The organism is Chitinophaga tropicalis (assembly GCF_009758205.1).
Lineage (GTDB): Bacteria > Bacteroidota > Bacteroidia > Chitinophagales > Chitinophagaceae > Chitinophaga > Chitinophaga tropicalis.
The window spans coordinates 25,304-39,534 of sequence record NZ_WRXN01000019.1 but is presented as its reverse complement, the minus strand read 5'-3'; the positions used below and the strand labels follow the sequence as shown (position 1 = coordinate 39,534).

The window sequence follows — 14,231 nt, the reverse complement described above, 5'->3', positions numbered from 1 at the left end:
GTAAAACAGAATAGAATACCCTGACATGTACATAAATAAGAAAAACCGCCAGGAGTATACTGGCGGTTTTTTCTATATTGTTATTTTTAATTGGAAGGATTGAATACATAACGAAGCGTTACTCCATATGTTCTCGGATCTCCCAGCACCGCGGCATAATGCCCTGCATTGCCTGCAGCCACAAGCAGTTGCTCAAAGTAATTCTTGTTGAGCAGGTTACGTCCCCATATAAACAGGGATACTCCCTTTGCAGCCCGGAAGCCAAACCTGCCGTTGAGAAGCACATAGCCGTCTACATTGAGATATGGAGAAGGGGAGGGACTGGACGAGAATTCAGAACGATAATAACCATCCAGCGCCACAAAGTATCTGCCGCCTTGCCCCAGGAACTTTCCACCGGTAGACGCTTCTCCACCCAGGGAAGCCGTCCATTTTGAAATTCCTGGCAACCTGCCGCCGGAGATGTCTTTGAATGCACTCGGACCTCCGGTTTCTTCCAGTGGCACGGGTGCATTTTTGAAGGATTTGTATTTACCGTCCGTATAAGCTATGGCGCCAAAGAGAGAGAAATGGTCATCGAACCTGATGTTGCCATCCAGCTCAGCGCCACGTACCCGCACCTTTTCTGCATTTGCCAGGTAACCCCGGTTTACGCCCAGCTCAGCTGTTTGTACCTGTGTCTGGAAATCCTTGATGTCTGTGTTGTAGATTGCCAGGTTAAGGACAGAAGAAGCAGATGGGGTGGTTTTGATCCCCACTTCAAAATGCTGTACATATTCTGGTTTGATCTCTGCCAGCTCCAGCATAGGCTGACCGTTGGATGTTGGTAGCCCACCGAGATTCAGGCCTACCGGTTTATAGTTGGTAGAGTAAGTAGCGTACGTATTTACACGGTCACTGGCTTTAAAAGAAACTGTCAGCTGACCGGAAAGATTAGTGTTGTCTGTATTGGCGTTAAACACCTGGTCCGTGTACACAACATTTTTCAACGCCAGCAGGGCAGGGTCTGTCGTTTCCAGGCCTCCATATGTTTTACGGTTGAAGTCTACTTCTTTATCGTCGTAATTGTATCTCAGGCCGGGAAGTACATGCAGCCGCTCGGTGATAGCCCAGTCCAGCTGTCCGAATATGGCAGCGCTAAGCGTTTTCAGCCGGGAAGTTGTGCGGATGCCATATCCTTCCAGTAGCCCAGGTGTTTTCCAAAGTTCGCTGGTGGAGTTCTGGGAAAAGCGCCATTGCGCCGAACCAGATTCCTCTACATGGTAAGGATCTGTTTTAAGGTTCTGTCCAATTACAAAAATACCTATTACCCCACTCAGTTTTGAGGAGAAGTTGCCTGCATACCGCACTTCCTGCGACCATTGCTGGTGTCTTGAAGTGGCCTGCGATAATGTAAGCACAGGCAATCCCGTAAAGTCACGGTCGTTGGATGGGTCCCAATGCCAGTAGCGCCAGGCAGTAGTAGATGTCAGTGTACCCCCGCCGATCTTTGCGTCCACATTCAGCGATACTCCGCCCAGGTCGTTACCGGAGCGCCAGGTAGTGTTGTGATCTATCAGCCTGTCGAAAGGATTACGGCTGGGTAGCTGGTAATGAAGATCAGCTATGATGTTATCAAACTGGCGGTAAGCCGGCCGCTGTGTTTTCACAACACCTGCTACTACCTGGGCATACCCTTCAGGACGTTGCTGGGTGGCGTCCCCGATAAGAGTGATACTTACACGTTCACTGGGAGTATAGAGCAGCTGCGCGCGTCCGCCGATATTGTTAATGTCATTCACATGTTTCAGGGAAGACACATTGTAAATGGTGCCATCACGCTGTGTGCCGGAGAAAGAGACCCTGCCGGCCAGCTTGCTGGCAATTGCACCTGTAACAGAGGCCTTGGCCTGTATATAACCATAGTTACCATAGCTGACTTCCGCGGTGGCGCCGGGTGAGAAAGATGGTTTACGGGTAGTAATGTTCAACGCCCCCGCTGTCGTGTTCTTACCGAATAACGTGCCCTGCGGACCGCGCAACACTTCGATCTGTTCCACATCTACGAAATCCAGCGTAGTAGCAGCCGGGCGAGCGTAGTAAACACCGTCCAGGTAGAATCCCACACCCGGATCAATGCCGTCGTTGGTCAGGCCGAAAGTTGAGCCCAGGCCACGGATGTTGAGAGTAGTATTACGCGGATTGGAAGAGTAAAGCTGTACCGTAGGTATCAGCTCCTTCACCCTGTTCACGTTAAAAGCGCCCGCATCTTCAACTACATTACCGCGTACCACGGAAATGGCAATGGGTACACTCTGGATCTTCTCATTACGGCGGCGCGCTGTAACTGATATTTCGTTGAGCTGACGGTTATCTACTATCAGAATAACTTCGAGCGAGTTTTGGTTCTCTTCAGTCACCTGCACTTCCCGCGTGGCAAAGCCGATTGAAGTAACGGCAAGCGTAAGGGGGAACGGCGCATAGGTACGTATGCTGAATTCCCCTTTGTTATCAGCAACAGCGTGATTGGTTGAGCCTTTAAGGCTGACAGTGGCCCCTGGTACAGGGGAACCTTTTTCACCCCTTACAACGCCTGTAATGAGTTTTTGTGCGAGCACCGCGTTAGTCAGAAGTATAGTAAAAAAGAGGGGGGGGAGTAGTTTTTTCATGAGCGCTATAATATAGGTTGCGTTAATTCTATTAGTCTACTAGAATTGTAGACAAATATAGTCACGTATTTTTAACTTTTCAGTTTTTTTTTGAATTTATAGCCAAACCCTCCCGAGGAGCTGGAAATCGTCATTTTTAATGTAACCTATATTAACTTGTTATACAAACAGGAGAAGCCCGGAACAGAAGCAAATAAAATATCTTCCAACCCGGTTAATTATATTATACCCGCCAGCCTGCAGAATTATTTGCCAACGGCATTAGGCGTTTAAAGGGGTACTGACTTGTATCGATGTATAGTATAACTTCCGACGGATTTTGAATTATAAAAAAATTAAAAACGCTTCATACAGCATTTAAAGGATTTCTTTTTTTTAGCGTAGCTGAACGATAGTCTAACCTGTTAATGAATGTCTTACCGGAAATCTAAGGCTTTATGTATCTTTTAGAAACAACTAAGGCAAAACAGTTGCCAGAATAATAAACTTAAACGATCATCATTTTCGCTAATTTAGTATTGGTATTTTAGAATTGCATCCGGTTAAATCGGCAAATCACCACTCAACCAGTTGATACATTGGAGGAAAGTACCGGAAAACATAGCAAACGATATATTATTGACCAATTAAATAAGTTGTTGTTTCCCAAATGCAACACTGTAGCAAAGCGTTCTTCTGTATTTTTACTACCATTTCTATTTTGGTGGTTTCCCCGTTTTTATCATTTTCCCAGTTAAAAGATAGTATTCATTCCCGATTGGTTTTCCAACTTCAGAAAAGTAAAGCGGATACAAATCGTGTGTCTCTTTTACTAAAGCTTGGTCAATATTATATTTACCGGGAGTATTATTTATACAAAACCGGTAATCCCCGAACGCAATTGGACAGTGCCTGTTACTTCGCAGAAGAGGCCCTCCATTTAAGCCAGGTCTTAAAATATAAAAAAGGCAGAAATGAGGCGATTTTGATAAAAGGAGATGCATTGATCAGGAAAAATGAAATACGACAAGCTCTTACACTGTTGGGAGTACTAAATGATTCAACCCGCTTTCGCTTATTAATAATATTGGGCCGGCATTATCTTTTTCACACCGAAAGGATCCAAAAAAACCTGGATAGTTCACTGTTTTTTTTAGAGCAGGCAAATAAAATTGCCGGGGATCATTTGACTGAAAAATGGCCGTCAGAGCGTATACATATCAAAGCAATGCAGTCCTTTATTACCGAAGGTTTGCAGCAAAGTAAAAAGCTATACCAAGCAACAATAGATAAAATAAGCCAGCCTGGTAATGAGGAAGAAGAAGCGCTTTTGTGGCATGAATTGGCAACGCTGATTCCATTACGCGAGAAAACCGGAATAACCAGGCTTTACTGTTTTGAGAAAATGTATGCGCTGTATGAAAAAAGTGGTAATCAGGAAAGACAGGCCTGGGTATTAAAGACAATTGCCGATATACACATGGTGGATGGAAAGCTGGATCTTGCCGAAACAGAGTTATTGGATGTACTTGGACGTTACAAAGCCATCGGATACCGGGACCTGCACTATATTTACGATCTGCTGGCGGTAACCTGCCGCTATAAAGGTGATTTTAGTAAGTGTATCTTTTATGGCTCAAAGGCAATAGAAAGCGTGGAAACTACTCATGACTCTGCCTCAGCCACTACTTTTTATCGTCGCCTTGCAAATATGTACCGGGAATCCGGCCAGCCGGATAAAAGCGTAGAATGGTATTCAAAGGTGCTCAGAGGCCAGGTATTTAAAGGTGATAACAATGGTTATATATTCAGGGATGCGTTCTTTTTTGCAAGGGAGCTCATAAAAATAAAAAGAGCAAAAGAAGCACTGGAGTATATTCTTGATATCTACGGGAAAAACAAACCCATTGGCGTTCATGCAGAAGCATGTCTGTTCGGTGCATTGGCGTTTTGTTATCACGCTGTAAAGCAGGATTGGCAGGCTGAAAAATATTATCTTGAATTGATAAAGCTATCCGGCCAGCTGCGGAAAGACAATGAAATTACAACCGATATTCAATACGAGTTAGGCCAGTATTTCATCGGTAAAACGCAATACGGAAAGGCCTCCGCCTATTTGCAAAAGGCCCTGGACGCTGCTGAAGCTACTAATTCGCTTCCTGAAGCTAAAGATATTCACCTGATGCTTTTTCGGGCCGATTCCGGCATGGGGAATTATCCTTCAGCTATGAAACATTTGTTAAGGCACAAACAATTGAGCGATTCTATCTTCAATGAAACCAAAAGCTGGCAAATGGAAGAATTGAGGGTTCAGTACGAAACTGCTAAAAAGGAAAAAGATATTGAAACCTTAAATAACCAGAACCAATTGCAGCGTATCGGAGTGGAGCAAGCCAACAGAACAAAAAATATTACCCTGGCCTGCGTAGTATTATTAGTGATCATTGTGGGATTATTATTTAACCGTTATCTTCTGAAACACAGGAGCAACCACAAACTGCAGGTGCATCAAAAAGAATTAGACCAAAAGAATATGTTTTTAGAAACACTGAATACAAAACAGGATATATTATTGAAAGAAAAAGAATGGCTCATTAAAGAGATCCATCACCGCGTAAAGAACAATCTTCAAATGGTGACCAGTCTGCTTAATTCGCAGTCCGTCTATCTGGATAATGACGCGGCCGTGCTGGCAATAAAAGATAGCCTGAGGCGTATGCAGGCCATGTCGCTTATACATCAGAAGCTTTATTTGTCCGGAAATATTTCAACCATTTCCATGCCTGAATACATCAACGATCTGTTGAGTTACCTGCATGAAAGCTTCGATACCAGCAACCGGATCGTTTTTCAACAAACCATTGAACCCATTGATCTTGATGTGTCGCAGGCAATTCCGCTCGGACTGATCATCAATGAATGTATCGTGAATGCTATTAAGTATGCATTCCCCGGTCATCGGAAAGGAATTGTCAGTATTAATTTGCAACCTGTCAGCGACGATTATGTGTTACTCAATATTTCCGATAATGGTATTGGCCTGCCAGCGGGTTTTGACGTAATGAAGCATAATTCGCTGGGACTTAGGCTCGTACAAGGACTCGCAAAGCAATTAAATGGTAATGTTAATATTGTAAGTGATAACGGGCTAAGTGTAGTAATCCGGTTTGAAGTGATGAGTAAGCCGGTTTTGGACGAACCATTTGTTAATTCCTGATAAGTATGTTTCAATGAATAAAAAATTACTCATAGTAGAAGATGAATTCGTAGTAGCCAATGACCTGCTATTAATATTAACGAAAGCCGGATATAATGTAATAGGAATTGCTGTTTCAGTAGAAGAGGCTGACACGTATCTGCAACAGCAAACACCAGACCTCGTGATTTTGGATATCCGGTTAAACGGAAAACGCTCAGGAATTGCGCTGGCACGGAAGCTGAAGGATGATAATATCGCATTCATTTATGTTTCCGCCAACTCTAACCAGAAAGTACTGGAAGAGGCAAAGACAACAGAGCCTTACGGGTTTCTGGTTAAACCATTTAGAGAGAAAGACCTGCTGATCACTCTCGATATTGCATGGTATCGCCATACGCACAGCCTTGAGTCAAAATTGCGAAATGAAGAGCGTTTACAAAGATTGCTGACTGAGATAACTAATGAAGAATCTGATATTCAGTTGAAATTATTAAAACTGGCCGGGGCTATGCAATCTTTTATCCCGTTTGACTTTATGGCAACAGGAGTAAGGCCCTTGAATGGAGAACGGTTCACTGATATAGGTTATTTGCGGGTTGGTTTTGATGAACACCAGCATATTGGTGAGAAAGAACTACTCACCATGACGGGTTTAAACAATAGATCTTTTTACGCAGCTATTGAAAATTGCCATACCGACAATAATGGGAACATTTATAACAACGAAACCCCAAACGGTAATTTTCATAACAATTCACTGCAAAGAATATTGTTAGATTGTTTGCGAATGGGATCATATCTGGTATTTCCTGTTTCGCTTGGCTATGGATTGTCAGTTCATTATTTTTTTTATAGTCGCCAGTCCGGTATTTACAGTAAAAATCATCTTACCTTTCTAAACCGGATAAAACAATGCCTGACTGACCTGGCAGAAAAGGTCATTTATTATGAGACATCATCATCTGTAGAAAAGGATGGGCCTGTTTCTCCGGATAAGAAACAAAATAAAGCGGAGTTTTATCCCGGATTCAAAAGCATTATTGGGAATCATCATCTTTTATTAGCTGCGTTAGACCTTGCAACGCAGGTGGCGCCGTATAATACATCCGTTCTGATACTGGGCGAAAGCGGCACAGGCAAAGAAAAAATAGCTCAATCCATTCATGAACTTTCAGCCAGGAAAAAGGGCCCATTCATTAAGGTTAATTGTGCTGCTATTCCTGAAACACTGGTAGAATCTGAGTTGTTCGGTCACGAAAAGGGCGCTTTCACAGGTGCAATTGAAAAAAGGAGAGGAAAGTTCGAACAGGCCGAAGGCGGAACTATTTTTTTAGATGAAGTCGGAGAACTGCCGCTTGTTATACAAACGAAATTATTGCGTGTTTTACAGGAAAGGGAAATCGAATATGTCGGTGGCCGTTCACCGGTAAAAGTTAATGTTCGCATTGTTGCCGCCACAAACCGTAACCTGGAAGAAGAAGTAGCCGAAGGAAGGTTCCGTCTTGACCTGTATTACCGGCTGAACGTTTTCCCTATTACTCTACCGCCGTTGCGTGAACGTAAAACAGATATAGAAGCGCTAACCCTGTTTTTTGGAAAGAGATTTTGTAAAGAGTTCAACAAACCCTTTAATGGGATCTCAGATTCAATGATCCAGAAAATATACGCATATAACTGGCCTGGAAATATTCGCGAACTGGAGAATGTTGTGGAGCAGTCCGTTGTTCTTAATGATGGCAGGTCAAAATTGCAACTAATGCGGGACCTTTCATCGCAGGCTTTTAGCTTTGCCAGAAAAACCGGTATTAATACATTTGATGAAGTAAAACATATTCAGCAGGAAACAGAAAGAGAATATATTACTTCTATCCTCAAAAAAACAAAAGGCCGTATACGGGGAGTCAACGGAGCCGCTGAATTATTGAATATAAAACCTACTACCCTCGAATCAAAAATAACCAGGCTGAATATAAAAAAGCAGGATTTTGACTAACGAGACTCCAATATTTTCGGAGTTTGATGAATTAAACTCCGAAAATATCGGAGCGCCATACCATTGTTTTTTCTCCTCTCTGTATTGTTAACTATCGTTATTGATCTTACTTTCAGTATATTACAGAATTACTTTTCCCCGCATATTATCCTTGTAGCAGAATGGCATACAAATAGTCAACATAGATCAAACCTAATTGTATGACATACCCGAATCAATGGAGCGAAGCCTCCGTTAACCCTAAAAAGGGTTTCAGAATCCATTTCATCGTTTTCCTGTTTTCCCTTCCTGCTATGTGGATCGTATGGTACTTCACAGATAGAAGCTATCCCTGGCCGCTATGGTCCACAATTGCATGGGGTATCGGTATTCTGTTTCATTACCTGGGAGTATTTGTTTTCAAAAAATCAAAGAGCAATTAAAAACAGATACATGAACCAGCAACAGAAAACATTCAGACGTATTATAACAGGTCATAACACTGATGGTGCAGCGGTTATTATTTCCGATGCGCCACCTACACATACTCAACTTGTTGGCGGACCAGGCGGCCCTACTTTTTTTGAAGTATGGCATACGTTGGAAACACCTGCGTTGATCCACGCACAGCCGGCGGAGTCAGAGGAAAAGGGCCTGATATTGCCACCTCCTAAACACGGGACACGAATACGGGTGATTGAATTTCCGCCGGAAGGTGAAGAGATACGAAAACTAACTGGCGCAGATGCAGCAGCTAAATTCAAATCAATGGGCGATGAAAAAGCCTCCACCTCAAACGAAGCTGCCCCGCATCCGTTGATGCATCGCACCCAGACAGTCGATTACGGAATTGTACTTGAAGGCGAAATAACATTGGTGCTGGATCAGGAAGAGACAATTATTCAGGCTGGTGATATCATTATTCAAAACGGCACCAACCATGCCTGGGCCAACCGCTCCGGCAAAATCTGCCGTATGGCCTTCATTTTGATCGATGGGGAGTTTACACCTGAAATTGTAACCCCAAAAAATTAGATCATGCGTATAAAACCATTACCTCCGGATACGCTTGGTAACGAAGCCCGTTCAGTACATAATGAGATTGCCAGCGTAGTTGGCCGAAGCCAAAGCCAGGTAACTATGATAGATACACATGGGGCATTATTGGGCCCTTTCCCGGCCATGTTACACTATCCGCAGTTCGGCATTCCAGCGTTGAGTTTTCTCAGAACACTCGACACGCATGCAACGCTTGACAAAAGTGTTCGTGAGGTGGCTATACTAACTGTTGCAGCATCCTTTGGCGCACGCTTTGAACTGTATGCTCACGAGATCATGGCCGAAGCATTTGGTATTTCACCCGATGTTATCGCATCGCTTGCAGCAGGCAATCATCCTTATGGCCTGAATGAACAACAAGCCATTGCACATAGTGTCGCCCATATCCTGGTTACCGGTCATGTTGTGCCTGATTCAACTTATAAACGGGCAGTTCAGCTACTTGGACAGGATGCAATAGCGGAGCTCTTCTTTCTTATCGGAGGCTACTGTTTTATAGCAATTATTTTAAACGGATTTGATATGCCGGCACCCGAAAATTTAAAACCTCTAACATGAAAAAGTCAATTATATCGCTGCTTGCTGCTGCAGCGCTCATCACAACAGCAGCTTCATGCGCCGACAATCAAAAAGGACCAGGTGCCGCTTCCCGGACTTTTGTACTGGTACACGGCGCATGGCAGGCCCCGTATGTCTGGGATTCCGTACAGGCCGACCTTGTTAAAAATGGCAATAAAGTGATTGTCGTGAAGTTGCCAGGTCATGGCTCCGACACAACAGCTCCGTATCGGCTGAGTCTTGATGTTTACAGGGACGAAGTGATCAATGCTATTGCTAAAGCCGACAGCAATGTAATTCTCGTAGGACATAGTATGGGCGGAATGGTAATTACAAGTGTGGCGGAAAAAATTCCCAATAAGATCCGGAAACTGGTTTACATAGGAGCTTTTCTTCCTTCAACAGGACAGGCGCTTACGGATCTTGCTTATTCAGATCCTGGCTCTGGTTTGGGGCCATTGCTGGTACCTTCAGCCGATCGATTGACGCTTGATGTAAAACGCGACAGCCTCACATATCTTTTTATCAACGATGGTTCGCCAACCGTTAAAGACCTGGTACTAACCAACTACCGGGCAGAACCGGCAATTCCATTTACCAACAAGGTAACCCTGACAAACGAAGGTTTTGGCTCAGTAGATAAAATATATATTAAGACACTGAAGGATGTAGTGATCTCACCAGCTCTGCAGGACCGTATGATAGCAGCGGCAGGTATAAAAACCGTGTACACGGTGAACACAAGCCATTCTCCCTTCCTGGCAGAGCCACACACTGTTTCAGCGTTGTTGATCAAGGCCGCACTATAAATACGATTTGTAATGACAAGAAATCTGATGTTCGCAATATATATGCTGCTGGGCAGCATCAATGTAAAAGCGCAAAAAACATTTAGTATGGAGGACGTAGTTGTATTAACGCGGTATGAAGTAGAGAAAGACCTCGGGAAGGAATTTTCTGAGCTACTTGCAAAGTATGTGGAACAGGCTGTTGGCAATAAAAATAACATTATGGCTGAGGCGTATTATGAAGATAAAAGCCCTTCTGTAATGTGGCTCATTGAAAGGTGGACCGGTAGACAGTGGTTGGAGAAGTTCAGAGACGGTGTAATATTTAAACAGGTAAGAACATTGTCTGAAAAGGATGTAGTGAAGCCTGTAAGAACCATCTATGTAAAAGACCTGGAACCGCTTTCAAAAGAAGAATGGCGAAGAGAACCAATGAAGGAGGATACACCTATCACTATTATGCTGTTTGTGGAGAGCAAGGCCGGGACCGGGGATCGGTTTAAAGAAGTGTACCATACAGCCATGCCGCAATTCAGAAGCGAGCCAGGTGTCATTAATTATCAGCTTTCACAACTTGAAGAAGACAGCACACAGTTCGTAACATACGAAAAGTTCAGGAATGAAGACGCCTTTCAATATCACCTGAATTTTCCTCCTATTCAGCCTGTTATTGACTACTTGAACAGCAGCATTAAGAAGCAACCCTTCCAGGCCGGGCTTCACAGGCTGATAAGATTTGCACCATTTGGTAATGGCAAGTATATGTAACAATTAAAATTTGATGAAATGAAATTTTTTAATCAATCCATGCTGGCCGGTATAGTAAGTGTTTTTACTGTATTGAATGCAACAGCACAGGTAAAAACAACAGAAATGAACAGTCACGAACTTTCAGTATTGAATCAACTTGGATCTTCATCAGCAGTTGTGAATATGCCTGTATCCCAGCTTTTAAATGCTCCAGGAAACGAGGCATTAAAGGCTTTCTTCTTTACACCTGTAACAGATCCAACTGTATTAAAAGATAAAAAGATCGCCGTATTGGCTGCTGATGGTTTTGAGGAAATTGAATTACTCGGGCCTGTATGGTATTTCAAACAACTCGGCGCCAAAGTAGATATTGTAGCGCCAAAATACAATCCTGCACCAGAGAGGTACGGCCTGATGTACCCGGAAATGGCAAAAACACACATCATGGCTATTCAGTATTTACAACCCGTTGGCTGGATAAAATTCGATCGTACTGCAGACAAGATCAAAGTAAGCGACTACGATGCTGTATTTATACCCGGTGGGGCATGGAACCCTGATAACCTGCGCTATGACAAAGATGTGATAAAGTTCCTGCAGGACTTCAATAAGTCGGGAAAACTGATTGCCGCTATTTGTCACGCACCGGTTGTATTAGCTTCTGCTGATATTTTAAAAGGAAGAACGCTGACAGGTTACTGGAATATACAGGTGGATTTGAAGAACGCCGGAGGTACAGTATTGGATCAACCTGTAGTGACAGAGGGAAACCTGGTAACCAGCAGGCATCCTATAGATGTAGCCGAATTTTCGAGGGCGGTAGAAAGCTGGTTGATCAAAAAGTAATCTTATACATTAAAAATAAAACCCTTCAAAGTCGGCGGTTTGAAGGGTTTTATTTTATCATCGGCTTAAAAGTATTTGAACCTTTTCCTGCCGTATTATGTAATCTCTATTTTGAAAAGGGCTTTGACGCCATTTTGAGATTGAGTGTTCCTCCTTTCATGATGTCCTGGTACGGTATTTCTGTCGCAGGTTTTCCATTCAGAACAGCCTCATTGATGTAAATATTGTCCTTTCCATTATTTTCAGCGGTGATAACAAATGGATGCGTCTTTCCATTTATTGTAATTTTATTGAACAAAGGGCTTCCTAACTGGAAGGACGCATTAGGCGCCGTCAGGCCTTTTACATCGAACAGGCCGATTCCGGCAAGTACATACCATGCCCCCATCTGTCCCTGGTCTTCGTCCTGGCCATACCCATACCCATGTATACCTTCTGTGCCATAAAATTCGTTGCAGATAGCTCTAACCCATTTTTGGGTCAGATCAGGTCTCCCTGAAAAATTGAAAAGCCAGGAGATATGCAGGTTGGGTTGATTACCCTGGTTGTATAATCCTTTCAGTCCTGCAAAAGCATCAATTTCTTTGCCTCCGCCAAATATATTTGCCTGGGAGATTGTAAAAATGCTATCCAGCCGTCTGTTAAAGATATCCTGACCTATACGGCTGATCAGTTCCTCTGGAGCATGGGGAACGAAGAATGTATACTGCCAGGCGTTACCTTCCTGAAAACCTACCCATGGCGCCGAAGGATCAAAATCCTTGATAAAATCTCCGTTAATATCCCGCGGACGAATAAATTTTGTAGTTGAATCATAGAGGAATTTCCAGCTTTCAGCTTGTTTGCTGAGTTGTTTATAATCATCAGTTTTGCCCAGTGCTTTTGCAAACTGTGCCACTGCATAGCTGCTGAAAGCGTATTCAAGCGTGTGCGATGTACCAAACTGTGATCCATTCGTGGTCAGTTCCCTGCTGCCTTTGTCATCATTAAGGATATATGGGCTGAAACCCCTGTTAACAAAGGCCCCAACATCCATTTTACCAGCGCCTGGCACCCTTCCCTGGTAACCAATCTCATTTTTAAGAGCAGCTTCGTAACCAAGATTAACATCAAAATCTCTTATTCCAGCATTGTAGCCGGCAGCTATGACCAGTCCTGTAAAGTTGGTACCAACACCTGATACATACTTACCTGCGGCAAGACCATCTGCCAGCCAGCCTGTTTCCTTATATATCAGTAACTGGCCTTTAATAAAGTCGGCATAATATTCAGGATATGCCAGTGCCCATAACGGCGTCAGGTTCCAGTATCCTCCCCAGATAGCGTCGGTATTATAGAAAGGATGTACCGGTTTCCCATTGTTATCCAGTTGTATCTGTCCTATAGAACCATCATTTTTAGGGTAAGCCCCGTTCACATCACTTGCAAGGCCTCTCCCCAATATTGCATGATATAAGCCGGTATAGAATTTCACTTTGTCATCTTCCAGCCCTCCTTCCACTGCTATCCGTCCAAGTTGTTCATTCCAGGTAGCTATTGCCTTTTCTTTGGCCTGATCGAATGTTAAGTTACTGGCCTCTGTTTCCAGGTTAAGCCTGGCGTTAGCAACAGAAGTATATGACAGACCTGCTTTGATATTGATCTGTTCTCCTTCTGATGTCTTAAAGGTAAGATACACGCCTGCGCCTTTCCCTTTGATCGCTTTCTCTCCTTTGGTAACTGCGCTATCTGTAAATACTCCATATGCTTGCGGAGTCTTATCTAAAACTGCCGAAAAATATAAAGGAACAGTGGCATCGCTTTGATACTTTCTTACATACTCAGGCTTGGTGACAACATATCCTTCAACCCGGTTACTATCCAGCAGCTTTACTTCTGCATCCAGTACCGGTCCGCTTTCACCCATACGATGACCAATGTCAAAAATGATATGCGATGAATCAGACTTGGGAAATGTATAACGATGGAAACCAACCCTGTCAGTGGCTGTTAATTCAGCAGTGACATTATAATCTTTGAGTAGTACTTTGTAATAGCCCGCGGTTGCATATTCGTCCTTATGATCAAAACGGGACCTGTAACCGCTCTCAGGATCTTCCAGCTTCCCTGGCTGGGTTTGTAGTGTACCTACAGTTGGCGCAAAAACAACTCCTCCGATCTGAAATTCATGAAAATTGGGAAATCCCTCAATAGAAGTATGGCGTTCGTCGTAGCCAACTGCTTCCCAACCATCAATATTTCCATAACTGCCATTTGTTGATGGGGCTAATTTCGCCATTCCAAATGGTACCGCAGCAGGTGTATAAAAGAAATACCGGCTGTGGGCAGTACCTATATTAGGTTTAACATATTTTGTATAATCCTCCTCAATTTGCTTTGTCTCATGACAGGCAGCCAGGGAAATTAAAACCAGGTAAAAAAAATTCCTCATG

Annotated in this window: 10 protein-coding genes; 8 read left to right on the top strand and 2 right to left on the bottom strand. The window is 43.4% G+C overall.

The window, feature by feature from the left end; translation table 11 throughout:
- Nucleotides 1-86 precede the first annotated feature (86 nt).
- On the bottom strand, nucleotides 87-2,648 hold the full coding sequence (locus GO493_RS27840) for a TonB-dependent receptor (RefSeq protein WP_157309519.1): 2,562 nt from the start codon (nucleotides 2,646-2,648) through the stop codon (nucleotides 87-89).
- A 649-nt stretch (nucleotides 2,649-3,297) separates the two neighbouring features.
- On the opposite strand from GO493_RS27840, the gene GO493_RS27835 reads away from it, so the two are divergent.
- The 8 genes from GO493_RS27835 (at nucleotide 3,298) to GO493_RS27800 (ending at nucleotide 11,799) form a co-directional block, all read left to right on the top strand.
- Entirely contained in the window at nucleotides 3,298-5,844 is a 2,547-nt protein-coding gene (locus tag GO493_RS27835; protein ID WP_157309518.1) for a histidine kinase dimerization/phosphoacceptor domain -containing protein, read from the top strand.
- A gap of 13 nt (nucleotides 5,845-5,857) precedes the next feature.
- Nucleotides 5,858-7,819, top strand: a complete 1,962-nt coding sequence (locus GO493_RS27830; RefSeq protein ID WP_157309517.1) for a sigma 54-interacting response regulator — start codon at nucleotides 5,858-5,860, stop codon at nucleotides 7,817-7,819.
- A 200-nt stretch (nucleotides 7,820-8,019) separates the two neighbouring features.
- Complete coding sequence (locus GO493_RS27825; protein WP_157309516.1) at nucleotides 8,020-8,241, top strand: 2TM domain-containing protein; 222 nt, start codon at nucleotides 8,020-8,022, stop codon at nucleotides 8,239-8,241.
- A 10-nt stretch (nucleotides 8,242-8,251) separates the two neighbouring features.
- Nucleotides 8,252-8,833: a cupin domain-containing protein gene (locus GO493_RS27820; RefSeq protein ID WP_157309515.1), complete on the top strand. Its 582-nt coding sequence runs from the start codon at nucleotides 8,252-8,254 to the stop codon at nucleotides 8,831-8,833.
- A gap of 3 nt (nucleotides 8,834-8,836) precedes the next feature.
- Nucleotides 8,837-9,415: a carboxymuconolactone decarboxylase family protein gene (locus GO493_RS27815; protein WP_157309514.1), complete on the top strand. Its 579-nt coding sequence runs from the start codon at nucleotides 8,837-8,839 to the stop codon at nucleotides 9,413-9,415.
- Nucleotides 9,412-10,224, top strand: a complete 813-nt coding sequence (locus tag GO493_RS27810) for an alpha/beta fold hydrolase (protein ID WP_157309513.1) — start codon at nucleotides 9,412-9,414, stop codon at nucleotides 10,222-10,224. Before GO493_RS27815 ends, GO493_RS27810 begins: the two co-directional genes overlap by 4 nt.
- 12 nt (nucleotides 10,225-10,236) lie before the next feature.
- Complete coding sequence (locus tag GO493_RS27805; protein WP_157309512.1) at nucleotides 10,237-10,971, top strand: putative quinol monooxygenase; 735 nt, start codon at nucleotides 10,237-10,239, stop codon at nucleotides 10,969-10,971.
- A gap of 18 nt (nucleotides 10,972-10,989) precedes the next feature.
- The gene (locus GO493_RS27800; RefSeq protein ID WP_157309511.1) at nucleotides 10,990-11,799 is read left to right on the top strand and encodes a DJ-1/PfpI/YhbO family deglycase/protease; all 810 of its coding nucleotides are present in this window, start codon (nucleotides 10,990-10,992) and stop codon (nucleotides 11,797-11,799) included.
- Nucleotides 11,800-11,905: 106 nt separating this feature from the next.
- On the opposite strand, the gene GO493_RS27795 is transcribed toward GO493_RS27800, so the two are convergent.
- Nucleotides 11,906-14,230: a GH92 family glycosyl hydrolase gene (locus GO493_RS27795; protein ID WP_157309510.1), complete on the bottom strand. Its 2,325-nt coding sequence runs from the start codon at nucleotides 14,228-14,230 to the stop codon at nucleotides 11,906-11,908.
- Nucleotide 14,231: the final 1 nt, after the last annotated feature.

Bases quoted from the DNA above. Each gene is read 5' to 3' on its own strand.
- GO493_RS27830 (WP_157309517.1), top strand. From the start codon at position 5,858: ATGAATAAAAAATTACTCATAGTAGAAGATGAATTCGTAGTAGCCAAT.
- GO493_RS27825 (WP_157309516.1), top strand. From the start codon at position 8,020: ATGACATACCCGAATCAATGGAGCGAAGCCTCCGTTAACCCTAAAAAG.
- GO493_RS27800 (WP_157309511.1), top strand. From the start codon at position 10,990: ATGAAATTTTTTAATCAATCCATGCTGGCCGGTATAGTAAGTGTTTTT.
- GO493_RS27835 (WP_157309518.1), top strand. From the start codon at position 3,298: ATGCAACACTGTAGCAAAGCGTTCTTCTGTATTTTTACTACCATTTCT.
- GO493_RS27815 (WP_157309514.1), top strand. From the start codon at position 8,837: ATGCGTATAAAACCATTACCTCCGGATACGCTTGGTAACGAAGCCCGT.
- GO493_RS27810 (WP_157309513.1), top strand. From the start codon at position 9,412: ATGAAAAAGTCAATTATATCGCTGCTTGCTGCTGCAGCGCTCATCACA.
- GO493_RS27820 (WP_157309515.1), top strand. From the start codon at position 8,252: ATGAACCAGCAACAGAAAACATTCAGACGTATTATAACAGGTCATAAC.
- GO493_RS27795 (WP_157309510.1), bottom strand. From the start codon at position 14,230: ATGAGGAATTTTTTTTACCTGGTTTTAATTTCCCTGGCTGCCTGTCAT.
- GO493_RS27805 (WP_157309512.1), top strand. From the start codon at position 10,237: ATGACAAGAAATCTGATGTTCGCAATATATATGCTGCTGGGCAGCATC.
- GO493_RS27840 (WP_157309519.1), bottom strand. From the start codon at position 2,648: ATGAAAAAACTACTCCCCCCCCTCTTTTTTACTATACTTCTGACTAAC.